Source organism: Kitasatospora sp. NPDC002965 (assembly GCF_040611255.1).
In the GTDB taxonomy this organism is placed as follows: domain Bacteria; phylum Actinomycetota; class Actinomycetes; order Streptomycetales; family Streptomycetaceae; genus Kitasatospora.
This window is the reverse complement of the sequence record NZ_JBEXNT010000059.1, coordinates 25359-47526: the sequence shown is the minus strand read 5'-3', so window position 1 is coordinate 47526 and position 22168 is coordinate 25359. Positions and strand designations below refer to the sequence as shown.

Below are 22168 nucleotides of genomic sequence, written 5' to 3'. Positions count from 1 at the left end.
TGAACGGACGGTAAGGAAATTGCCCAAGAATTCGGTCAGGCTCGGACTGTGTGCCGCCGCCGTCATCGGACTGATCATGACGGCGGCGCCGTCCGCGAGCGCCACCACGATCCTCGGCATCGGGCAGGGCGCCGGAGCGTGCCCCGGAAATCACGTCTGCCTGTGGTCCGAGAACGACTACGTCGGCGCCACCAGCGGCTCCAAGTTCGGGTCGATCGCGTCGGACCAGAACGTCGGGGACATGGGGAAGCTGAAGCGGGACGGAGCCCTCTGGACGGGGATGCAGGACACCGCGTCGTCGGTGCTGAACAACACGGGGAGCAGTATCTGCTTCTACGAGCACAACGGGTACGGAGGGCTGGAGTTCAGGATCGGCCCCCGGGAGCACTGGCCCTCCGTGCCGTCGTGGATCAACGACAGGATCAGTTCCTTCAAGTACTGCTGACGTGTCGTTGATCCCGCAGTCCGCAACGGGGCGGTCGCGCTCGCGGGTCGCGCCCCTGCCGGGCCGGGGTGACCGCGGGTCGCGGCCGTCAGCGCTTCCAGAGCGTCGCGCGCGGAATCGCCGGCGCGCCGGGCACGTCGACCAGGGTGGCGTGCCCGGCGATCACTCCCGCCTCGTTGACGAGGGAGGCCCGGGCCGTCCGGCGGGAGGGGCGGACGTCCTCGGCCTGGTGCGGGGGCAGGTGCGGTCAGGGACCGCCGGTCAGAGGAGGTGGAAGGACCACTCCTGCTTCCAGCCGCCCTCGCAGGTCCACACCCCGAGCTGCTTGTGGTCGGAGTCGTGGGTGAGGCAGTTGTCGTCGTCGATCCGGATCCGGTACTTGCCGTCGCCGAGGCTGACGAACTCCCACTTCTGGTTGGGGGTGTTGCCCCACGCCTGCTGTTCGGCGACGTAGGTGTCCGGGTTCTCGGTGAGGTTGAACCCGAGGTCGTTGACGATCCGGTAGCGGTCCCCGCCCAGCGGCTTGACCGTCCACGTGGACCCCTTGTACCCCAGGATCCCGCCCAGGATCGGCGCACCCCAGCTCGCGGTCTCGTTGGGCGCCGTCGCGCCCAGCCCGTTGGAGAGCTTCAGGAACAGCGGCCGCTCGGTCGGGACGCGGGAGCCGCCTCCGGTCGGGGGCTTCGGGTTCGTCGGATCGGTGGGGCCGGTCGGGTCGGTCGGCGTGATCACGCCGCCGGACGTGGACTCGAGCACCCATTCCTGCTGCCAGCCGCGCTTGCACGTCCACACGCCGAGTTGCTTGAAGTCGGAGTCGTGGGCGAGGCAGTCGTCGTCGGAGATCCGGATCTGGTACTTGCCGTTGCCGACTCCGACGAGCTCCCACTTCTGCCGGGAGGAGTTGCTCCACGGCTGGAGCTCGGCCAGGTAGCCGCTGCTCTCGGTGAGTTCCAGTCCGTAGGAGCTGGTGATCCGGTAGCGGCCGCCGCCCACCGGGGCGACCTTCCACTTGGACTCGTTGCCGCCCCGGAGCCCGGCGACGACCGCGGCCCCGGCGGAGCCGCCGACCGGGACGGCGCCCAGCCCGTTGTCGAGCTTGAGGAACATGTCGGCGCCGTTGCCGGGCTGGGTCGGGCCGGTGGTGGGCGGGGTGCCGCCCCAGGCCCAGTTCTGGTTGGGCGCGGTCCGGTTGTCCTCGGAGCCGCAGGCCCAGGCCGCCACCGTGCTGCCGTTGGCGGTCCGGCCGCTCAGGTCGTCGATGCAGACGTCCCTGGACCGGTCGTCCTGGTCCGTCATGTGCCGCAGACTGCCGCTGGGCGACATGTGCCAGCGCTGACCGGGGATCTCCAGGCAGTCCCAGACCTGGAGCCTGGTCCCGTTCGCGGTCCTGTTGGCCTCCAGGTCCAGGCACTTGCCGTTGGCGGCCCGGAGCTTGTACCCGTTGTAGGTCCACCTCTGCGCGTCACCGCCGTTGCACTCCCACATCTGGACGGGGGTGCCGTTCGCGGTGCCGTTGCCGCTGACGTCCAGGCAGGCGTGGTAGCCGGGGCCGCTGGAGTCGGGGGTCAGGCTGCCGGTCCTGGTGGCGTGGCCGGACCGGGCGGGGAAGTGGATGGTGCGCACGTCGCCGTCGCACCTGTAGGGCCGCGCGGTGTTCGCCCGGCAGGTCCACGGCTCCTTCTTGACGCTGTCGCCGTCGTTGCCGACGAACGCCCAGTTCATGTAGCCGCCGTCCCCCCGGTTGCGGAAGGTCGAATCCCCCTGGAAGACCCATATCCGGAATTTGTCGTAACCGGAGGGTTCCTTTTTCTCCTTGTCCAGGAAATGGTTGAGTTTGTAGGTGGTGTCGAGCAGAACCCCCTTCATGTCGGTCTTGTGCTCGTTCGTGAACCACTCGGTGTCGTACAGGTCGGTGCCCACGGTCTTGAACACCATGACGTTGAACCCCGGGAACCTGGCGCTCAACTTCGCCGCCGTGTTCTGGGTGAACTCCGCGTTGTCCAGCTTGTTGACGTTGGCGGCGTTGTGCATGAGCTTGATCATGTCGAAGGTGGAGCTGATCAGCGAGGACATGCAGTTGCCGCCGCCCGGAACGGCCGGGGTTCCGCAGGTCTTGTCCACGGGGAAGTTCGCCGCCGGAGCGGCCTCGGCCTGCACACTCGGACCGGAGACCACGGCGAATGCGGCGACCGCGAGGGCCAGCGAGCGTTTCAGGCGGGACAGGGGTTTCACGTCGTCATCATCCTTCTTCTCGACCGAGAGATATTTCTCTTCTCGACAGAGACGGATGCTAGACCCCGGAATCCTCCGGCCCGCGACTCCTGACGGCATCCATACGACGGGGCCGGCCGGACTGCCCTTTCGTGCACGACCCCGGCCCGCCGGGTTCTGCGGACCGGCCTCGATACCGGTGACGTCAGGATCGCCGCCGACGGCCCGTGCGCCCGGCCCGGACCGGGAACGACCGGCGGCCGTGGCCGCCGGTCGTGGTGGGGGCGAGCCGGGGTCGCCGGTTCAGCAGGAGCAGCCCCAGTGCGGGGTGGGCGCGGTCGCCGGGTCGGCCGCCGGGGGCTCGGAGGCCCGGCCGGTCGGTGCGGGCGGGTGGACGGTGGCGCCGGCCTTGATGGTCTCGACGACCTCGATGTCGCGGATCTCCTCCGGATCGACGGTCAGCGGGTTGGCGCTGAGGACGACCAGGTCGGCGAGCTTGCCGACCTCGATGCTGCCCTTGCGGTCCTGTTCGCCGTACTGGTGGGCGGCGTTGAGCGTGATCGCGCGGACGGCGTCCAGGGGCGACACCCGGTGCTGGGGCCCGAGGACGGCGCCGGTGCGGGTGCGCCGGGTCACCTGGCTGGACAGCACGGCGATCGAGTTCGGCAGGGCGACCGGCGCGTCGTGGTGCGAGGTGTAGCGCAGGCCCCGGTCGAGCGCCCAGCGGGCGGGGGAGATGGCCTCCGCCCGCTCCTCGCCGAGGACCACCGAGCGGTACCAGTCGCCCCAGTAGTAGGTGTGCATCGAGAAGAAGGAGGGCACGATCTCCAGCCGGGCGAACGCCTCGACCTGCTCCTCGCGGGCCGTCTGCGCGTGGATCGCCACGGTCGGCCGCCGCCCCGGCCCGGCGGCCTCGACCGCCCGGAGGAACTGGTCGATGGCCGCGTCGCCGTTGACGTGCGCCAGGACCTGCCAGCCCCGCTCGACCGCCGTGCCGACCTGCTTGGCGACCACCGCGTCGTCCGGCACCGTCGGGTACCCGCTGTAGCCGTCCGGCTGCCCGGCCGGCGGCGTCAGGTACGGCTTGGTCAGCCACGCGGTGCGCCCCTGCGGCGAGCCGTCGAGGACCAGCTTCACCCCGGCCGCCCGGACGCGGTCGACGTACGTGTCGCTCACGCCGATCGGGTCGTCCAATGCGGAGGAGAGGGCATCCTCGGCCTTCACGTACGCGACCACGTCGACCGGGAGCAGCACGGCGGCTGCCGTGTCCCGCAGGGCCTTGAGGTTGGCGAGGTTGGTGCCGCCCTCCTGCACCGTGGTGAAGCCGAAGGCCGCCGCGGTGGCCGCGCCCGTGACGAACAGCGCCCGCAGTTCGCGTTCCGGCAGCCCCGCGAGTGCCGATTCCGAGGCCGGGGTGAACGCCTTCTCCTCCAGGACGCCGTCGGGCTCGCCGTACGAGGGCGGGACGGCGAGTTCCCGCCGCCGGATCACCCCGCCCTCGGGGTCGCGCGTGGCGGCGGAGAAGCCGAGCAGCCGCAGGCCGAGGCTGTTCACCGCGCCGAGGTGGAACGACTGGTGGATGGCCAGCACCGGGCGCTCCGTGGACACTTCGTCGAGGTCGTCGCGGGTGGGGTGCCGGCCCTCGTCGAGCATCGCGTCGTCGTACCCGAACCCGATGATCCACGCGGAGTCAGTCCCCGTCGGGCCGTCGGCCCAGGCGCGCAGCTTGTCCTTCAGCGAGCCGATGTCGGTGACGTCGCCGTCCGGAGCGGCCAGCAGGTTGGCGATGACGGTCTGCAGGCCGATGCCGCCGAGGTGTCCGTGGGCGTCGATGAACCCGGGCAGGAGGGCGCGGCCTTCGAGGTCCCGCACGACGGTCCGCGGGCCGCTCCAGTGTTCCGCCTCCTTCCGGGTGCCGACGAAGACGATCGTGCCGTCCTTGACGGCCACCGCTTCGGGCGACGCGTCGCTGTGCTCGGCGACGGTGACGATCTCGCCGCCGTGGAGGATGAGGTCGGCCTGTTCGGCCATGCGGGTCTCCCGTTCGGTAGGGGGTGCGAAACCAGCTCCCAACCTAGGAGCCCGGCGGCCGAACGTCGTTGAGAACGGCCGACGTTCACCGGGACGGGTCAATCACCTGCCGGTCCCGCCGGGCCCGGCCGCCACACGGTCCTCCGGCGCCCGCCGCCCCCGGTGGGGGGAATCCGGCCACCGGGCCGCGCCCGTGACGGCCGGCGGCCGGAACTCGCCTGCGGTCGGCCGGTCGAGGGAGGCGGCGGTGGGCATGGCCACCACCGGGCCGCGGACCGGTTGATCGGTACAACTCCCTTCACCTCCAGTGTACTTGTCGGTCCTTCCGCGCGCGGACCCTCGGCGGGTCGCCCTCGCTCGACCGGGCCACGCCTCCCGGGATTGGTCCAGACCTATTGACGGGCCTCGCCGCCCCTTCTACGATCCGGTCCGGCACAGCCCCACATGTCCCCACCTCACCCAGAGCCGGGCGTCACGCCCCCACGCGTCGGTCATGTCCATGGCGCTCGGCGGGAAGGGAGCACAACATGTTCCGTCGGAGGTCCCGTACTCCGCGTCTGTCGGGCGATTCCCGCCCTGGTGCGAACCCCGGCCGCCTCGAAGGCGACCGGGCCGGGAGCGAGTCGTCCCGAACCCCCCGCCCGCAGCGGGCGGCCGTGGAACGCGCATCGCACGTGAACCGGACCGGCCGCACCCAGCCCGGACCGGCCGTCCTGCGGCGATCCCTCGCGGGGATGAGCGCCGCGGCCGTCATCGGCGCCGGCCTCGCGGTGGCCGGTACCGTCACGGCCGGGGCCGTCACCCCCAACCTGGTGGCCAACTCCGGATTCGAGAACGGACTCGCCGACTGGACCTGTTCCGGCGGATCCGGCGCGGCCGTCGGCAGCCCGGTCCGCTCCGGCACCTCCGCGCTCAAGGCGACGCCGACCGGCCTGGACAACGCCCAGTGCGCCCAGACCATCAGCGTGCAGCCCAACTCCCAGTACACGCTGAGCGCGTACGTCCAGGGCAGCTACATCTACCTGGGCGCCACCGGCACCGGCCTCACGGGCACCACGTCCACCTGGACGCCGAGCAGCTCGTCCTACAGCCAGCTCAGCGTCGCCTTCGCCACCGGGGCGAACACCACCTCGGTGACCGTCTTCCTGCACGGCTGGTACGGGCAGCCCGCGTACCACGTGGACGACGTGTCGCTCGCCGGCCCCGGCGGCAACAGCCCGTCGCCGACCACTCCGACGACGCCGCCCACCACGCCGCCCACGACGCCTCCGACCACCCCTCCCACGACACCCCCCACGACACCGCCCACGACGCCTCCGACCACGCCGCCGGGTGACACCTGCCCGACGAAGCCCAAGCCGTCGGGCAAGGTGCTGCAGGGCTACTGGGAGAACTGGGACGGTGCCGCGAACGGCGTGCACCCCGGCATGGGCTGGGTCCCCATCACGGACAGCCGGATCGCCGCGCACGGCTACAACGTCATCAACGCCGCCTTCCCGGTGATCCTCTCGGACGGCACCGTCCTGTGGCAGGACGGCATGGACGCCGGCGTCAAGGTCTCGACCCCGGCCGAGATGTGCCGGGCCAAGGCCGCCGGCGCCACGCTCCTGATGTCGATCGGCGGTGCCGCCGCCGGCATCGACCTCAGCTCCAGCACCGTCGCCGACAAGTTCGTGGCGACCGTCGTCCCGATCCTCAAGAAGTACAACTTCGACGGGATCGACATCGACATCGAGACCGGCCTGTCCGGGAGCGGCAACATCAACACCCTGTCCGCCTCCCAGTCCAACCTGATCCGCATCATCGACGGCGTCCTCGCCCAGATGCCCGCGGGCTTCGGTCTGACGATGGCCCCCGAGACCGCGTACGTCACCGGCGGCAGCGTCACCTACGGGTCGATCTGGGGCTCCTACCTCCCGATCATCAAGAAGTACGTCGACAACGGTCGGCTGTGGTGGCTGAACATGCAGTACTACAACGGCAGCATGTACGGCTGCTCCGGTGACTCCTACCAGGCCGGCACCGTCCAGGGCTTCACCGCGCAGACCACCTGCCTGAACAACGGCCTGGTCATCCAGGGCACCACCATCAAGGTGCCCTACGACAAGCAGGTGCCCGGCCTGCCGGCCCAACCCGGCGCCGGCGGCGGCTACATGGCGCCGGGCCTGGTCAGCCAGTCGTGGAACGCGTTCAGCGGTTCGCTGAAGGGGCTCATGACGTGGTCGATCAACTGGGACGGTTCCAAGGGCTGGAGCTTCGGCGACAACGTCAAGTCCCTCCAGGGCCGTTGATGTCCCGCTGATGTCCCGCTGATTCCGGGGGCTCCGGTGCGCCGTTGCGCGCCGGAGCCGATCACCGACCGAAACCACCCCTGCGGGTGATCCGAGGCCGCCGAGGGCCCGGATCACCCGCAGGGGTGTGTGCTTCGCAGGGGAAATTCGCAGGGGAAGGGCGGGGCGACCGCGGCTGTCAGGTGTCGGAGTAGCTGAGGTCTCCGACCGTCCAGGCGTTGACGTCCTCGATGGCGATGCGGTACATGCCCCCGGTGTGGGGCAGCGCGAAGTCGCCCTGGAGGATCTTCGCCCGGTGGAGGTGGAGGTGGGTGGGGCGTGCGGGCGGGCCGTCTGCGGGCTGGGCGAAGAGGGCGGCGAACGGCTTCAGGTGATCGGACGCCTGGAGGACCTCCGCCACCCGCTCCCACCACAGGGTCACCGGCGCGAGCCTGCCGGTGATGACCGCGCCTGGGACCACCACGGTCAAGGACATCTGGTTGCTGTGCTCGGATTCGACCATCGCGGCGATGTCGACGAGCAGCCCGTCGGGGTTCGACATGACTCCCAGCCTAGGACACCGTGCCGGGGCCGCCTAGCCTTGCCCGGGGCGGTCTCCACGGCGCTGCCACGGCGCGGCCTTCCCGCGGCGCGACCCGTGGGCGTGCCGCCGGCCGAGCGGCCGGACGCCCGGCGTCGACGACCGCCGGTGCGTCGGCCGGAGCCGGAGGGACGGGGTGAACGGCGAGGTGAGGCGCCGGGTCAGAGCTTGTACATCGAGGTGTAGGGCTGGGTGATGCGTTCCTGTCGGGATCCGAAGTCGACGAGAACCGCGATATCGCTGTCGCCCTCGACCCCGATGGCCCGGCCGAGGCCGAACGTGTCGTGGCTGACGCGGTCACCGACGGCGAAGTGTTTGCGCGGCGCTTCGACCCGGGCCTTGAAGGGGCTGGTGGGCAGGTGGCGGTGGACTGCTGCAGATTTCCTCATCCCTTCCAGTATGCGCCGGATATCGCGGGGGTGGGACTTTCCCGAAGCATTCGGGTTGCGCGGGCCGTAATGCCGCGTGTGCCGACAGAACTCCCCGGAACGGGGCGGGGCGCCGGCCGGGGCGGGCCGGACGGGCCCGGGCGGGGCCGTGGCGCGGCCCGTGGGGCTGTCGCGGCGACGGCGGGCGCGCCGCACCCGGGTGAGTCGCGCCCGCCCCGGAGGGCCGCGGGCTCGGACGGTGCGGCTGACCGCACCAACAGGCCTACCCCCGGAGCGCGTTGGCCGTCCCGGCGCCCCGGTGCCGGCGACCCCGGGGCGAGGTGTCGAAAAACCCGGGGCGAAATATCCGCCCGCAGCGGGCCGGGGCCTGCTAGAGTCGTTTTAGTTGCAGTAGTGGTTCCCATGAACTTTGTGTGCGCCTGCTGATGTATCGCAGGCGCATTTTTGTTTCCCGGATATTTCCGGGTGGGTGCTCATCGCGGCGACTCGAAGCACGTGCTGTACGTGTTTCGGACTGCCCTTGAAGGAGATTGTTTTTATGGCTAATGGCACCGTGAAGTGGTTCAACGCGGAAAAGGGCTTCGGCTTCATCGAGCAGGAGGGTGGCGGCCCGGACGTCTTCGCCCACTACTCGAACATCAACGCCAACGGCTTCCGTGAGCTGCTTGAGGGCCAGAAGGTCGAGTTCGACGTCACGCAGGGCCAGAAGGGCCCGCAGGCCGAGAACATTCGCCCGCTGTAGTTCTTCTGCCACGGCACCCGCCCAGCAGCGAGGGGCCCGCACCGAGTACTTGATGCCCGGTGCGGGCCCTTCGGCATTGCGTCACGACGCATCCCGGGCCGTTCGGGCCCTCGGTCCCGCCACCGGCGGCCGTCCCCACGCGAGGCGCACGGCGCCGCGTCCGGACCGGCCCCCTCCCGTGACACTTCACGGTTCGCGGTTCCGCGCTCCCGCCCTCTGCGGTGAGCACCGACCGTAGGCGACGTGCCGCACGGTTCCACCGTCCACGCCCCGCCCGTCACACGCCCGGCCCGTTGCCTCGCGGCTTCCGCGTGCGCTGATCAACCGGCTGCCTCGGCGAACGACACGAGAAGGAGCCCGCCCATGACCACGATCCTCGAACACCCCACGACCACCACGGTCGGCGACCTCATGCGACACCCGGAGCTGCAGATCAGCGACGACGTCATGGTCGACACGGCGATGGACATCCTGCGGAGCTCCGGCGCGGACCACCTCCTGGTCCGCGACGAGGACGGTCGCTGCGCCGGGCTGCTGACCCACCTGCACCTGGCGCCCTTCCAGGCCCGCTCCTGGTACACCGAGCGCACCCCGGTGCGCAACATCGTCCTGGACCGCGGCCCGTTCGCCACCGCCGACATGTCGGCCACCACGGCTGCTGCCGCCATGCGCTCCCGCGACCTGACCAGCTGGCCGGTGGTGGACCACGACGGCCACGTCGTCGGCCTGCTCAGCATCTAGCGCCGACGCCGACGCCGACGCCGACGTCGACCGACCCGGACGGACGGGCGGCGGGTCCTTCGCGCCCCGGGTTGGGGCGCAGCGATCCCGCCCCGACCCCCGCTACCGCGCGCGGGGCGCAGCCGGCTCCGGGGTGTGCGGGCCCGGGAGCGTCAGGACCACAGGTGGTCGCCCAGGGCGGTGCCCTCCGGGGCGCCGGGGAGCACGTGGGCGACGGCGGACGCCGTGTGTTCGAGGAACGGATTGAGGGCGTCACGGGTGGCGAGGCGCTCCTGGACGCGGGTGAACTGGCCGGGGTCGCGCATGAAGGCGCAGAAGAGCAGGCCGCGGTCGCCGGGGGCGTCGTCGTAGCTGTAGCCCCGGCGGAGCATGCGGGCACCGCCGTCCAGCCGGGGGCCGGTGAGGCGGACGTGGGCGGTGGCGGGGATGACGTAGGCACCGTTCGGGTGCTTGGCGTAGAGGTCGGGCTCGTCGTGTTCGGCGGTGCCGGTCAGCGGGGCGCCGTCACCGGCGCGGCGGCCCATCGCGAGGTTCTGATGCTCCTCGGGGAGGGCGGCGAAGGCGGCGGTGTCCATCCGGATCCGTCGGTAGACCAGGACGGTGGCGTTCTCGTGCGGCCCCGGTGGGCCCCAGACCCACTGGCGGGCCGCGTCCTCGTCCGGGTTGGCGCTGCCGTCCTTGAAGCCGAACAGGTTGCGGGGCGTGGCGCCGGGCTCCGTGCCCGGCAGGAAGCCGGACTGCGACCAGCGGGGCGTGGCCCCGGCGGCCCGGGCGGCGGTGGCGGTGAGTTCGCCGACGACGGCGAGCGTCCAGTGGTCGGCGGCGCCGAGCTGGAGCAGCAGGTCGCCGCCGCTGCGCGCCGGGTCGAGGCGGTCGCCGGGGAACGCCGGCAGCTCGGCCAGCCCGGTGGGGACGGCGAGGCCGAGCCGGGCGGCGAGGGCGGGGCCGAGGCCGACCAGCGAGGTGAGCCGGGTGGTGCCGCCGGCCCGTAGCCGCGGGTCGGGTGACGGGCCGGTTCCGGCCGTCGCCGAGGCCAGGGTGCGGGTCCAGGCGGCGAGGAGGGTGCGCAGGGCCTCCCGGTCCGCGGCGGTGGAGCTCGGCGGGAGGTCGAAGGCGACCAGTTTCGTCGCCGCGAGCTGAGGGGACGTCACACCGGACTGCCGGGCGCCGTGGAAGGGGGTCGGCGCCCCGGGCGGTGGGCCGTCGGCTCCGGTGGCGCGGCCCGATGTGCGGTCGCCGTCCGTCAGTTCGCCCGCCGCGGCTCCGACGCCGGCGGCGAGCACCGCGCCGGCCGCCAGCAGCGCCCGCCGCCGGCCGAGGCCGGGCGCGGCGATCGGGTTCGACGACGACGCGTTTCCCGGTTCGGTGGGCATGCGCCCTATTGGAGACGATAGAACACGTGCCATGCAAATCACGTTTCCTGATCGTCTGTCAGCTCTCCGGGCCGGAGCGGCGGCGACCACCCTCGTCCTCGCGGCCGCCCTGTCCGCGGGGTGCTCCTCCGCGGGTCCGGCCTCGGACGACGCAGCACACCCGGCCGGGACCGTGGTCCGCGTGCCGGAGGACTTCCCCACCGTCCAGAAGGCCGTGGACGTCGCGCGCGAGGGCGACACGGTGCTGATCGGCCCGGGGACCTACCGCGAGAGCGTGCGCGTCCCCAAGCGGAACGTCGTGGTGCGCGGGACGGACCGCTCCGCCGTGGTGCTGGACGGCGGGCTCAAGCTGGCCAACGGCATCACCGTCACCGGGCCCGGCTCCGTGGTGGAGAACCTCACCGTCCACGGATACCTGGCCAACGGCGTCCTGTTCACCGGCGTCACGGACGAGAAGCTGCAGCAGCGCGGCGCGGGCGGCTCGGCGTACGACCCGCTGGACACCGCCCGCTTCCCGCCCGTGGAGGGCTTCCGTGCGACCAGGGTGACGTCGTACAACAACGGCCTGTACGGCATCTACGCCTTCGACGCGCGCTCCGGCGTGATCGAGGACTCCTACGCCTCCGGGCACGCCGACTCCGGCATCTACGTCGGCCAGTGCAAGCCCTGCGACACCGTCGTGCGCGGCAACACCGTGGAGCGCAACGCGGTGGGGGTCGAGCTGACCAACGCCTCCGACGGCCTGTCGATCGTGGGCAACCGCGTGGCCGGCAACCGGGTGGGCGTCACGGTCAACTCCAACGACCTGGAGGCGCTGGCCCCGCAGCACGGCGCGGTGATCGCGGGCAACGTGGTCGTCGACAACAACGCCGCCGACACGCCCGAGCAGGCCGACGGCGGCTTCGGGATCGGCATCGGGATCGGCGGCGGCACCGCGAACCGGGTGGAGCGCAACCTCGTCCGGGGCAACCGCGCGGCCGGGGTGATCGTCACCGATCCGCCGGGCCACCCGGCGACCGGCAACCGGGTCGAGGGCAACCAGGTGGACGGCAACGGCGCCGACCTGGTGCTCGCCTCGGCGGACCCCGGCAACTGCTTCAGCGGCAACCGGCCCGCCACGCAGAGCCCGGACGGTCTGGAGGCCGCGGCGGGCTGCGGAAGCCCGGCGCACGGGCCGCTGCCGGCGGGCCGGACGGCGACGGTCCTGGCGCCGCCCGGCGTCCCGTTCAGCCGGGTGCCCGCGCCGCCCGCGCAGCCGTCGCTGCCCGACCCGACGGTGCCGGGCCGCCCGGCGACCGGTCTGCCGGGCGCGGTGGACCCGGGGGCGTACCCGCTTCCGACGGATGCCGGCGTGCTCCCGGCGCAGCCCGCGCGCTGACGGGCGGGCGAAGGGGCGGGAGGCGGGTCTTGGGCCGGCCGGTCAGCCGGTCAGCCAGGGCGCCTCGGGGAGCTTGGCGACGTCGTCGTGTCCGGCGAACTCCACGGTGGTCGGGGTGCCCAGGCCCGGCATCCGCATCGTCACCCGCCTCAACGTGGCGTCGGCGTCGACCCAGTAGGTCAGGGGCGACCGGCCGCCGTCGGGCGCGGCGCCCTGGGCGCGCGGGCCGGCGAACCGGTCGTGGATCCGGCCGTCCAGGCGGTCGGTGCCGAGCCAGCGCGCCCCGGACTGGGCGAGCAGCAGCGGGTTGTCCGGCCGGTCGGCGCCCAGCTGGACCAGCAGTTGGAGCCCGGCGTCCAGCGGGTCCGCCGTGTAGGTGCGCGGGGACCAGCCCTGCCGGGGGACGCGCTCGGCCTGCTGCCAGGCCGGTCCGTCGGTACCGGCGGGCTCGGGGGCGAGCCCGAGCCCGCCGGCGTCCCAGACGACCAGGCCGTGGTCGAGCGGGCCGCTCGCCCCCGTGACCCGGTAGCGGCCCACGCCCCGGCGGGTGCGGTAGTCCACGACACCCTCGACCCGGACGTCGACGCCCCCGCCCTCGGCGGCGGTGAGCGTCACGGTGACCGGGCCGGCCTGGTAGAGGTTCAGGCGCGACAGGGCCAGCCGGGAGGCCTCGTCGACGGTCACCGCGCGCTCCCCGGTCCCGCCTGCGACGGTCCGGTAGGCGACGACGCCGCCCGCGGCGGTGGCGCACACCACGAGCGCGACCAGGGTCCTGAACCGGAGGGTCCGACGACGTGTCGCGCGGGGGTCGCCCCCGGGCTTCCCGCTGCCCGCCCCGGTGCCCGCCTTCGCGGCTTCTGCCCTTCGGGCCCCTGTCGTCCGGGCCCCTGCGTTCCGGGCCATGCGATCGCCTTCTCTCGTCGGTCGGTCACGACGGTCGGGCGGGTCCACGGACCGGAGTCCGCGGACCCGCCCGACCGGTGCCGGTCCCTCAGGACCGCCGTGCGGGGCGTGCTACTGCTGCCGGGCCCTGCGTCGGCGGGCCAGCATCACGAGCGCCGCGCCGAGGACGGTCAGCGCACCCGCGCCGGCCACCATCACCGGGATCCCCTCGCTCGCACCGGTGCTGGGCAGGTGCGACCCGGGGGCGGGGACGGGGGCGGGTGCCGGCGGGGCGGGCGGCTTCGTGGCCGGGCTCGGCTGCGTCGGAGCCTGCGTCTGCGTCGGCGTCGCCCCGGTCGGCGTCGGGGTCGGCGTGGGAGTGGGCGTGGGCGTCGCGCTCGGCGTCGGCGTCGGGGTGGGCGTGGGGATCAGCCGGTTGACGGCCGTCACCTCGACCCCGGCGCCGAGGTTCTCGGCGTTCAGCACCAACGGCCCGAACACCGTCACCTCCGGTGGGGCGTAGCCCTCCGGCGGCGCCAGCTCCTGCCAGTAGTAGGTTCCCGGCACACCGCTGCCCTTGCAGATGCCGTCGGCCCCGGTCGTGCAGGGGTCACCGGCCGCCGTGTCGGGCTTCTCACCGGAACTCTGCAGCCCGTCGGTGCCGTTGGTCTCCTTCCACAGTCGGAACTTCGCGCCCGCCAGCGGCTTGCCGTCCTGGTCGTGCTTGACCAGGCGCAGCGCGCCCTCCTGCTGCCGGAAGCCGAAGTCGAAGGTGTGGTCGTTCTCGCCCGGTCCGCCCGTGGTGAGCGCTCGTTCGGCGTACTGCCCGCCCGCCGGGACGACGCCCTTGGAGTCGACGAACCGGTTGTCGCCGACGTCGGCGTCGGTCGGCACCCACTGGTACAGCGGGCCGCCCTTGGCGTAGTCGGCCGGGTTGTCGAGCCGGACGGTGTACTTCGTGCGCGGCTTGAGGCCACCGGTGACGTTGGAGTCGTCGAAGTAGTACTCGCCGCGCGCCGTGGTCTTCGCGGTGCCGACGAGCTTCCCCGACTCGTCGTACAGGTTGACGGTCGCCGCGGGCACCGGGCGCTGGCCCGGGCGCTGGACGCCGCTGCGCTCGGGGTCGTACCAGACCCGGTTGCCGATCTGGAGCGGGGCCTGGTCGCAGAGCACCTCCAGGTCGCCCATCGAGGCGCCCTTGCCGAACGGGGCGATGGTTCCCGGCGGGTTGAGCCGCAGGCCGAAGAGCGGGTCCTGCTTGCCGTCGCGCTGGACGAACGCGGTGCCGTAGCCGTAGGCGGTGGAGTTGGGGTCGAAGCCGGAGGTCGCGATGGTGTTCTCGACCTTCGACAGTGCCATGCCGGCGAAGGCCGCGTTGTGGTGCGACCCCATCCGGCTGTTGTCGAAGAACCGGGTGCCGCGGGGCGAGAGCCCGCAGCCGTTGTTGGTGTCGAGCACGTACGTGCCGTTCGCCGGGCAGGCCTTGTTCAGGTCGCCGCCGGACAGCACGTTCGCGACGGAGGTCGGCGTGGGCGCGGCCGGCGCGCGGTCGCCGAAGCGGTCGCGGAACGCCAGCAGCATCGAGCCGTCCGTCTCGAACGTGATCTCGCCCAACTCCGGTTCCGGCTGCGCCAGGTAGGCCCCGCAGGCCTGGCCGTTCTGCGAGGTCGGGTAGGTGCCGGTCCACGGGAACCAGCCCGCCCCGTCGCAGGTGCCGCCGCCGACCGTGGAGCCGCGCGGGTAGTCGAGCGGCTGGTTCAGCACCGCCGGTGCGAAGGCGCCGGTGGCCAGGTCGAACGGCAGCACCACCGCGCGCAGGTCGGAGGCCTTGCCGGTCGACTCGCCCGAGCAGACGCCGCCGAGGTAGCCGGTGCCGTCCTGGAGGCCGAGGCCGAACGGCCGCCAGTCCCCGGCCGCGGGGCAGCCCGGGTCGGGGATCGGGTAGGCGGCCTTCGGTGCGGACGCCGTGGGCCCGGTGGCGTCGTAGCGGTAGAGCTTGCGGTCGTTGAGGTTGACGACGAAGAGGTCCTTGCCGTCGTCGCTGATCTTGATGCCGCCGAGGCTCTCCTTGCCCGGCACCGCCAGGAACGCGTCGTCGGTGCCGCCGCCGTGGACGGTCGAACCGGCGTCCGGGACGGTGGTGAACAGCGAGGTCCGCTTCTGCGCGAGGTCGGTCACGTAGACCGCGCCGGCGCCGCCGGGGCCGTAGTCCGTGGTCCGCTTGGCGACGGCCGAGGAGAACACCCGCCGGTCCGCCCGGTTCCACGCGATGCCGTACAGCGCACCGGTCTCGGCGTTGGTGGCGACGTTGGTGACGTTCACGTCCACGCCGTCCGTGCCGCGGGCGCCGTACGGGAAGGACACCAGCGTGCGCTGCGTCCCGCCCTCCCGCGTGGTCGGCTGGCAGGTCGTGACCAGCGGCGCGTTCTTCTGGCAGTAGTCACCGGGGCTCCACAGCCCGGTGGTGTACGCCACGTTCTTGCCGCCGGAGAGGTCGACGAACTCCTCGTTGCTGCTCAGCTGGGTGGGTCCGCCGGCCAGCCCCTGGCGCGAGGCGAAGGCCGGGAACAGCTTGCCCGGCTTCGGATTCACCACCTGGACACGGTACTTGCCGCCGGTGAGCTTGGTCGCGGCCGGCGTCAGCGTCACCGTGCCGTCCGCCGCGGTGGTGCCCTCGATGCCACCTCCCGCGTCGTCCGTGAGAGTCACCTTCACGCCGGCCAGACCCGGCTCCAGAGCGGGCGTCCAGACCCCGCTCGTGTCCACGGCCCGCACCACGCGGACCGTCACCGTCCCGTCGCCCGCCTGGGGGAAGGCCGCGGGCGCCGCCACCAGCGAGCCCGCGCCGATTCCGACGGCCAGCGCCGCGGCGCCGCCCACCGTGCGGCGGCCGAGCACTCCCGGCCGTCGCCGCTCCGGGCCGCGTACGGCTCCGGGCCTCTGTCCATGTGTCGTGGTCATCCCTGCTCTCATCGTGCGGTCGGGCCTCCGCCCCGGCCTCGCGAGGGAGTTCGCGTGTGGCGGGAAGCCGCTGTTTTTAACGGGAGCTTAAGGGGGTTTCACACAAGTTCGCAGGAGAACCAGGAACTTTGACGAGCCGTCAGGCGTTCCGGTCTGCTGGGTGGTGAAGTCCCGTCAGATGCGTGACGGCACAACGGAGTTAGCCCTGGCCACCGGCCGGAACGGCGGTCCTTCCGCGCGGGAGTCCCGTCGGACCCGGTCCGCCGGACAGGTCCCGCACTCGAACGCGTTGCCAGGTGACGAACTGGGGCACGGGAAGCGCCCGCCGCCCGGATCGCGCCGGGTGCCGTGAACCGCGCGAGGAGCCCGGGGCGGTGTGGCCCGGCAGGGGCCGGGGGGCAGGGATCCGGTCCGGGTCCGGTCCGGTCCGGGGCGGACGTGGCGGTGCGGCCGGGGCCGGGGAGGGGCCCCGGGGTTCGTCCCCGTGCGCTGCGCGGCGGTCCGCAGAACCGGCGCGGATCGCGCCGTCACGTGCGGTGGAGGGTCCGCGCGGTGCCGTTGGTCCGATCGGATGGCCGCCCCCGGCACCCCGGCGCGCCGAGCCCTCGGGGGAGCGGACCGGTACGGGCGACAGGTTAGGTTCGGGCCCGTGACCGGCAACGACGCGGTTCTGGTGTTGGTGGTCGCCACCGCACTGGGCTTCGACTTCACCAACGGATTCCATGACACCGGCAACGCCATGGCGACCTCGATCGTCACGGAGGCGCTGCGCCCGCGTGTCGCGGTCGCGCTCTCGGCGGTGCTGAACCTGGTCGGCGCGTTCCTGTCGACCGCGGTCGCCGCGACCATCGCCAGCGGTCTGGTGCAGAGCGGCGACGTGACCCTGGTGGTGGTGTTCGCGGGCCTGGTCGGCAGCATCCTGTGGAACCTGGCCACCTGGTACTTCGGCATCCCGTCCAGTTCCTCGCACGCGCTCATCGGCGGCGTGGTCGGGGCCACGATGGCGGCGGCGGGCGCCTCCGCCGTCAAGTGGCAGGGGCTGGTCTCCAAGGTGATCGTGCCCGCCACGCTGTCCCCGTTCATCGCCGGCACGGTCGCGGTGGTCGGCACCCACCTCGTCTACCGCCTCACCCGTGACGTGTCCGGACGCGCGCGTGACCACGGCTTCCGGATCGGCCAGATCGGCTCGGCCTCGATGGTCTCCCTCGCCCACGGCACCAACGACGCGCAGAAGACCATGGGCATCATCACGCTGGCCCTGATCGCCAACGGCACCCTGCACGCCGGGGCCACGTCCCCGACCTGGGTCATCGCCTCCTGCGCGGTGGCGATCGCCCTGGGCACCTACCTCGGCGGCTGGCGGGTGATCCGGACGCTGGGCAAGGGACTGCTGGAGATCGGGTCGCCGCAGGGCATGGCCGCCGAGTCGGCCTCGGCCGCGGTGATCCTCTCCTCCACCGACTTCGGCTACTCGCTCTCCACCACCCATGTGGCCACCGGCTCGATCCTGGGCGCCGGGGTCGGGAAGAAGGGGGCCGTGGTGCGCTGGAACACCGCCCGCCGGATGGCGGTGGCCTGGCTGTTCACCCTGCCCGCCTCCGCCGCGGTCGGCGCCGCGGCCTACTGGGCGGCGCACGGGATCGGCGGGACCCTCGGCGTCGTGGTGATCTTCATCGCGCTGCTACTGGCCTCGACCGCCTTCTTCGCCGCCTCCCGGCGGACGCCCGTGACACCGGAGAACGTCAACTCCGCCTGGACCGGCTCGCTGGCCCCGACCCCGGACGTGAACGAGGCGGCCTCGTGACCGACTGGATCAACCTGGACGCGCTGTGGAAGATCGTCGTGGTGGGCCTCCTCGCCGGCGCCGGCCTGCCGGCCCTGTTCGCCGTCGGTCTGCGCGCGCTCAACCCGCCGACCCGCCCGGGTGCGACTGCGACCTCGGGTGCGGCTGCGGCCGGGCGGCCGACCGCCGGGCCGGCCGGCTACGCGGCGGCCGGCCTGTGCTTCGCGGTCGTGCTCGCCGCGGTCGGCTGGGGCATCTCCGTCATCGTCAACCACAGCTGAACGGCCCCGCCGTGCCGGAGGGCGTCCGTGGTGCGTCCCGACGCCCCGGTGACACCGCCGTCCGGACCTGCGACATCGGCGCCGGGCCAGGGGGACCGCCCGGGCCCGCGCCCACCTGACCGGCGCGGCCGACACCTCCCGGGCGGACTCGGTGCCGCGGTACCGGGAGGATCAGCCCGCCGAGCCCGCCTCAGCCATCGGCGCCCACGTCCTCGGCGCGCCTGTTCCCGGCGTCCTCGCTCCCGGTTCCGTCGGCCTCGGTGGCGGTCGGCGGGCGGCCGTGGTCGGGCCACACGGAGATGTGGTCGTGTTCCAGCACCAGTCGCACGCGGTCCGCCAGGCCCAGCGACTCGGTGAACTCGCGCGGCAGCTGGAGCCGGCCGACCCGGTCCAGCACGGTGTACTCCTGGGCGGTGAGCGAGCCGTCCGTACTGGTGACGGCCACGTGGCGCAGCACCTCGGTCGACGTGCGCCCGTCGCGGATCCGTACCGTGCGACGGACCTGGTCGGCCACCAGGGCGTCGTGGGTGACGATCAGCACGGTGGTGCCCAGCTCGCTGTTGGCGGTGCGCAGGGCGGCGAAGATCTCCTCCGAGGTGGCGGTGTCGAGTTCGCCGGTGGGTTCGTCGGCGAGCAGCAGCCGCGGTTCGTTGGCCAGCGCGATGGCGATCGCCACGCGCTGTTGCTCGCCGCCCGAGAGTGCGGCGGGGGTGCGGTCCGCGGCCTGGGCGATGCCCATCAGGTCGAGCAGTTCCATCGCCCGGGCGGCGCGCAGGCGGCGCGGCACGCCGATGTAGCCCATCGGCAGCTGGACGTTCTCGCGGGCCGTCAGGTAGGGCAGCAGGTTGCGCGCGGTCTGCTGCTGGATCACCCCGACGGTCCGGCGCCGGTAGGCGGTCCGCTCGCGCCGCTTGAGCCCGCCCAGGTCGGTGCCGGCCACCTCGGCGGTGCCCGCGCTGGGGGTGTCCTGGCCGGCCAGGATGCCGAGCAGGGTGGACTTGCCGGAGCCGGAGGCACCGACCAGGGCGAGCAGCTCGCCCTCCTGCACGGTCAGGTCGAGCCCCTGCAGGGCCTGCACCTCGACCCCGCCGCGGGCGGTCGCGCCGGTGCGGAAGATCCGCACGAGGCTCTCGCACGCCACGATGGGCCGGTCGGTCCCGCGCGCGGGTCGTTCGGTACCGGCCGCGGGTCGATCGGTGGGACGGGTGTTCACAGGGCCTCCCCCAGTCGTAGCACGGCGCCCAGCCCGCGGCGGCGGCTGATCGCGGCCTCCAGGACGGCGGCCGTCGTCATCAGCACGGCCAGCGCGACGCCGAGCCCCGCGGTGATCGTCCAGTCGATGTGTACGGCGGGCTCGAACGGCCCGCCGGTGATGGCCCCCAGCCGCAGGCCGGAGCCGAGCGCGACGGGCAGCAGTAGGCCGAGCGCGGTGCCGCCGACCGCCGCCGCCAGCACCAGCGGCACCAGCTGGAGCAGTTGCAGGCCGAGCACCGCGCGGCTGCCGATCCCCAGGGTCCGCAGGTAGGACGTGGTCCGGCCGCGTTCGGTGGCACTGAGCAGCAGGTCCAGGGCGAACGTGCCGAGCGCGAGCAGCAGGCCGAGCGCGGTGGTGACCCGGAAGGCGAGCCGGGCCGAGTGCGCCAGCCCGTCCGACCGCAGCGTGTCGAGTTCGTCGTCCCGGTCGCGGAGCTCGACCGAAGGCCCGGGCACGCTGCTGGGGGCGAGGTGCATGACGGCGTCGGCCCGCACCGCGGCCAGGTCCAGGGCCGGTCCGCCGGCGGCCGGGTAGAGCAGGAGCGCGGAGGGGTGGCTCCTCTGGGCGGGCAGGCGTTTCGCGGACGGGCCGGTGAACACCAGCAGGGCGCCGGGTCGGGGTCCGTCGCCGAGCACCGGCCCGAGGACCGGGTCGCGCAGCGCCTCCTCGGGCAGGGTGCCGACCACGTGGACCAGGATGCGGCCCGTCCCGAGCGCGGTCAGCTCGAAGGTGCCGTCGGGGGCCCGGGCGGCGAGCTCGGGGTCGGCCAGCGCGGTGACCACGGGGACTTCGCGGTCGGCGCCGGTCCGCTCGATCGGCGCGTCGGCGCCGTCGGCGGCCAGCAGGGCGCGGGCCATCGCGGAGGACGGGTCGGCGGCGCTCAGCGCGGCGGCGTCCAGCCCGACGAACTGGGCGCCCGGGAACGTCGTGCCGTCGTCCTGCGAGGTGAGTTCCCCGCTCGCGCCGGTGACGGCCACCTGGTGCCCCACGGAGGCGACCGGCGGCAGGTCCCCGGCCACCTGGTCCTTCGGTCCGACCAGGGCCATGGGCGCCCCGCCGGTGTGCCACTGGGCGATCTGCTTCTGTCCGTCCGCGAGGGTGCGCGGTATCAGCCCCCCGTAGACGCCGTAGCCCATGGCCAGCACCAGGACCAGCAGGGAAAGCGCGGCCGCGCCGCTCTGCGCCCCGGCCCTGGCGAGCGCCACCAGCGGGACCAGGCCGCGCGAACGCTGCGCCGAGCGGGTCGCCCGGCGGACCAGCGGGGGCAGTAGCCGGAGCAGGATTCCCACCGTGATCAGTGCCAGGAGTACCGGTGTGACGGCGAGTTGGGGGTCGATGCCGGTGCCCGCGTAGGCGCCGCGGGTCCGCAGTGCGACCAGCCCTCCGGCGGCCAGGAGCACGACCAGGGCCTCCAGGACGATCCGGCGCGAGCGCTGCAGGGGCCGGGTCCGCCCGGCGGAGGCGAGCAGGACGGCCGCCGGTGCGCACCAGACCAGCAGGGCGGCGACCAGGACGGGCACCCAGGAGCCGAGGGCGGCGCCCTGCGGCGCGAGCGCGCGGCCGATCGCCCAGCCGGCCGCGACCCCGGCGCCGACCGCCACCGCGGCCTCCGCCAGCAGTCGGCCCGCGATCCCGAGCAGCCCGGCGCCGCGGGAGAGTTGGAGCGCGAAGGCGCCGGCCCGGCGGCGGGCCCCGAGCCGGGCGGCGGCGACCGAGGTGGCCACCACCATGGCGAGCAGCCCGGCGAGTGCGAAGCTCTGGAGCTGCTCGGTGCGTTGGCGTTGGACGGCGAAGGCGTCCAGCTCCGCGCCGAGCCGCTCGGAGGGGTTGACCGAGGGGACGATGTGGCCGGTCAGCATGCAGGCGTCCGTGAGGACGAGCCCGCACAACTTGTCCGGGCCGGCCTTGCGCAGTGCCTTCAGGCCGGATTGCATCGCGGCGATCCCGGCCGGGGTGGCGGCCGGTCCGGAGCGGTCGGTGGTCACCGGCAGTTCCCAGTCCACCATGATCGCGAGGCTGTACTTGGCGATCAGCTCGATCCCGCCGGCACTGGTCAGCATCTGGCCGGCCAGTTTCTGGCCGGGGTCATCAGGCACGACCCACGGGGCGACCAGCATCGGGGACTGCTGCCAGAGCCGCCGCGCGCCGAGGTCGGTACGGAAGACCCCGACCAGGAGCGCCGGGGCGGACGATCCGGGGGCGGGGGGCAACAGATCGAAGTGCTGACCCACCGTCATGCCCAGTCGCTCCCGGGTGGCTTCGGACACCGCGACCTCGACCGGGCCCGCCTGGCTGGGCGGGACGAGCAGGTCGGCTCTGGGTTGCTGCGGCGCGCGGCCCTGGAGGTACTCGACCGCCCCGCCGGTGGCCTCGGGTTGGGGGTAGACGAGGTTGAACGACGGCGGTTTGCCGAAGGGCGTGGGCATCCCGGGGCCGCGTGCCGTCGCGCCGAGGGCGGTGACACGGGCCCGCGGCTTGCCGAGCACGGTGGCCAGTGGGGGAGTCGCCGCGGTGCGCACCCGCTCGCCGAGCTTGTCGAGGTCCCGGTCGAGCGAGCCGGGGTCCGCGGCCGGCAGCCACGGCATCGGGACGGTGGTGGTGGTGGCGGAGACCAGCGGCGCGTCCCGCTGGGCGCGGACCACCCGGTCCGCGAGCGTACCGGCCGCGAGCCGGTCGAACTGCGGTGGCCAGCTCAGCGGGATCGCCGTGAGCAGTGCGGCGAGCAGCGCGAGCACGGCCGAGACCGGCCAGGCGATCCGCGCCTCGCGCCGGATCAGGCGCAGTGTCAGCATGTGGGGCTCCCCCCGTCGAAGCGTCCGTCCTCG

Annotated in this window: 16 protein-coding genes; 7 read left to right on the top strand and 9 right to left on the bottom strand. The window is 73.3% G+C overall.

From position 1 onward, the window contains the following. The first annotated feature begins 19 nt into the window (after nucleotides 1-19). The gene (locus ABZY91_RS22650; protein ID WP_355404794.1) at nucleotides 20-445 is read left to right on the top strand and encodes a peptidase inhibitor family I36 protein; all 426 of its coding nucleotides are present in this window, start codon (nucleotides 20-22) and stop codon (nucleotides 443-445) included. A 261-nt stretch (nucleotides 446-706) separates the two neighbouring features. On the opposite strand, the gene ABZY91_RS22645 is transcribed toward ABZY91_RS22650, so the two are convergent. Both ABZY91_RS22645 and ABZY91_RS22640 read right to left on the bottom strand, forming a co-directional pair. Beyond that, nucleotides 707-2677, bottom strand: coding sequence for a ricin-type beta-trefoil lectin domain protein (locus tag ABZY91_RS22645; protein WP_355404792.1), 1971 nt, complete (start codon nucleotides 2675-2677; stop codon nucleotides 707-709). 282 nt (nucleotides 2678-2959) lie between these two features. Beyond that, a complete protein-coding gene (locus ABZY91_RS22640; RefSeq protein WP_355404790.1) occupies nucleotides 2960-4687 on the bottom strand; it encodes an amidohydrolase in 1728 nt (575 codons plus the stop codon). 734 nt (nucleotides 4688-5421) lie between these two features. On the opposite strand from ABZY91_RS22640, the gene ABZY91_RS22635 reads away from it, so the two are divergent. Further along, nucleotides 5422-6978 carry a glycosyl hydrolase family 18 protein gene (locus tag ABZY91_RS22635; RefSeq protein ID WP_355404788.1) on the top strand — a complete coding sequence of 519 codons (1557 nt, stop codon included), beginning with the start codon at nucleotides 5422-5424 and terminating at the stop codon, nucleotides 6976-6978. 178 nt (nucleotides 6979-7156) lie between these two features. On the opposite strand, the gene ABZY91_RS22630 is transcribed toward ABZY91_RS22635, so the two are convergent. Together ABZY91_RS22630 and ABZY91_RS22625 are read right to left on the bottom strand one after the other, a co-directional pair. Further along, nucleotides 7157-7519 (bottom strand): hypothetical protein, encoded by a 363-nt coding sequence (locus ABZY91_RS22630; protein ID WP_329881505.1) that lies wholly within the window; start codon nucleotides 7517-7519, stop codon nucleotides 7157-7159. 200 nt (nucleotides 7520-7719) lie between these two features. Next, nucleotides 7720-7947, bottom strand: coding sequence for a hypothetical protein (locus tag ABZY91_RS22625; RefSeq protein ID WP_329881504.1), 228 nt, complete (start codon nucleotides 7945-7947; stop codon nucleotides 7720-7722). A gap of 538 nt (nucleotides 7948-8485) precedes the next feature. Here ABZY91_RS22625 and ABZY91_RS22620 point away from each other — a divergent pair. Together ABZY91_RS22620 and ABZY91_RS22615 are read left to right on the top strand one after the other, a co-directional pair. Beyond that, a complete protein-coding gene (locus tag ABZY91_RS22620) occupies nucleotides 8486-8689 on the top strand; it encodes a cold-shock protein (protein ID WP_030918248.1) in 204 nt (67 codons plus the stop codon). Between the two features lie 363 nt (nucleotides 8690-9052). After that, entirely contained in the window at nucleotides 9053-9430 is a 378-nt protein-coding gene (locus tag ABZY91_RS22615; RefSeq protein ID WP_355404786.1) for a CBS domain-containing protein, read from the top strand. A 152-nt stretch (nucleotides 9431-9582) separates the two neighbouring features. On the opposite strand, the gene ABZY91_RS22610 is transcribed toward ABZY91_RS22615, so the two are convergent. Continuing rightward, nucleotides 9583-10803, bottom strand: coding sequence for a Dyp-type peroxidase (locus tag ABZY91_RS22610; protein WP_355404784.1), 1221 nt, complete (start codon nucleotides 10801-10803; stop codon nucleotides 9583-9585). A gap of 31 nt (nucleotides 10804-10834) precedes the next feature. On the opposite strand from ABZY91_RS22610, the gene ABZY91_RS22605 reads away from it, so the two are divergent. After that, nucleotides 10835-12181, top strand: a complete 1347-nt coding sequence (locus tag ABZY91_RS22605; RefSeq protein WP_355404782.1) for a right-handed parallel beta-helix repeat-containing protein — start codon at nucleotides 10835-10837, stop codon at nucleotides 12179-12181. Nucleotides 12182-12223: 42 nt separating this feature from the next. On the opposite strand, the gene ABZY91_RS22600 is transcribed toward ABZY91_RS22605, so the two are convergent. Both ABZY91_RS22600 and ABZY91_RS22595 read right to left on the bottom strand, forming a co-directional pair. Continuing rightward, a complete protein-coding gene (locus ABZY91_RS22600; protein WP_355404780.1) occupies nucleotides 12224-12934 on the bottom strand; it encodes a hypothetical protein in 711 nt (236 codons plus the stop codon). Nucleotides 12935-13195: 261 nt separating this feature from the next. After that, nucleotides 13196-16024, bottom strand: a complete 2829-nt coding sequence (locus ABZY91_RS22595; RefSeq protein ID WP_355404778.1) for an SdrD B-like domain-containing protein — start codon at nucleotides 16022-16024, stop codon at nucleotides 13196-13198. Nucleotides 16025-16673: 649 nt separating this feature from the next. Between ABZY91_RS22595 and ABZY91_RS22590 the strand changes: the two genes are divergently transcribed. Beyond that, nucleotides 16674-17828 (top strand): inorganic phosphate transporter, encoded by a 1155-nt coding sequence (locus ABZY91_RS22590; RefSeq protein WP_355404776.1) that lies wholly within the window; start codon nucleotides 16674-16676, stop codon nucleotides 17826-17828. Next, nucleotides 17825-18088, top strand: coding sequence for a hypothetical protein (locus ABZY91_RS22585; protein WP_355404774.1), 264 nt, complete (start codon nucleotides 17825-17827; stop codon nucleotides 18086-18088). The genes ABZY91_RS22590 and ABZY91_RS22585 overlap by 4 nt, the downstream gene beginning before the upstream one ends. 190 nt (nucleotides 18089-18278) lie before the next feature. On the opposite strand, the gene ABZY91_RS22580 is transcribed toward ABZY91_RS22585, so the two are convergent. Both ABZY91_RS22580 and ABZY91_RS22575 read right to left on the bottom strand, forming a co-directional pair. Continuing rightward, nucleotides 18279-19232: an ABC transporter ATP-binding protein gene (locus ABZY91_RS22580; protein ID WP_355404807.1), complete on the bottom strand. Its 954-nt coding sequence runs from the start codon at nucleotides 19230-19232 to the stop codon at nucleotides 18279-18281. 65 nt (nucleotides 19233-19297) lie between these two features. Further along, nucleotides 19298-22135, bottom strand: coding sequence for a hypothetical protein (locus ABZY91_RS22575; RefSeq protein ID WP_355404772.1), 2838 nt, complete (start codon nucleotides 22133-22135; stop codon nucleotides 19298-19300). Between the last annotated feature and the right edge of the window lie 33 nt (nucleotides 22136-22168).

Coding starts and splice junctions, on each gene's coding strand:
- ABZY91_RS22575 (WP_355404772.1), bottom strand. CDS start 22,135: ATGCTGACACTGCGCCTGATCCGGCGCGAGGCGCGGATCGCCTGGCCG.
- ABZY91_RS22635 (WP_355404788.1), top strand. CDS start 5,422: ATGAGCGCCGCGGCCGTCATCGGCGCCGGCCTCGCGGTGGCCGGTACC.
- ABZY91_RS22595 (WP_355404778.1), bottom strand. CDS start 16,024: ATGACCACGACACATGGACAGAGGCCCGGAGCCGTACGCGGCCCGGAG.
- ABZY91_RS22615 (WP_355404786.1), top strand. CDS start 9,053: ATGACCACGATCCTCGAACACCCCACGACCACCACGGTCGGCGACCTC.
- ABZY91_RS22640 (WP_355404790.1), bottom strand. CDS start 4,687: ATGGCCGAACAGGCCGACCTCATCCTCCACGGCGGCGAGATCGTCACC.
- ABZY91_RS22625 (WP_329881504.1), bottom strand. CDS start 7,947: ATGAGGAAATCTGCAGCAGTCCACCGCCACCTGCCCACCAGCCCCTTC.
- ABZY91_RS22620 (WP_030918248.1), top strand. CDS start 8,486: ATGGCTAATGGCACCGTGAAGTGGTTCAACGCGGAAAAGGGCTTCGGC.
- ABZY91_RS22605 (WP_355404782.1), top strand. CDS start 10,835: ATGCAAATCACGTTTCCTGATCGTCTGTCAGCTCTCCGGGCCGGAGCG.
- ABZY91_RS22630 (WP_329881505.1), bottom strand. CDS start 7,519: ATGTCGAACCCCGACGGGCTGCTCGTCGACATCGCCGCGATGGTCGAA.
- ABZY91_RS22610 (WP_355404784.1), bottom strand. CDS start 10,803: ATGCCCACCGAACCGGGAAACGCGTCGTCGTCGAACCCGATCGCCGCG.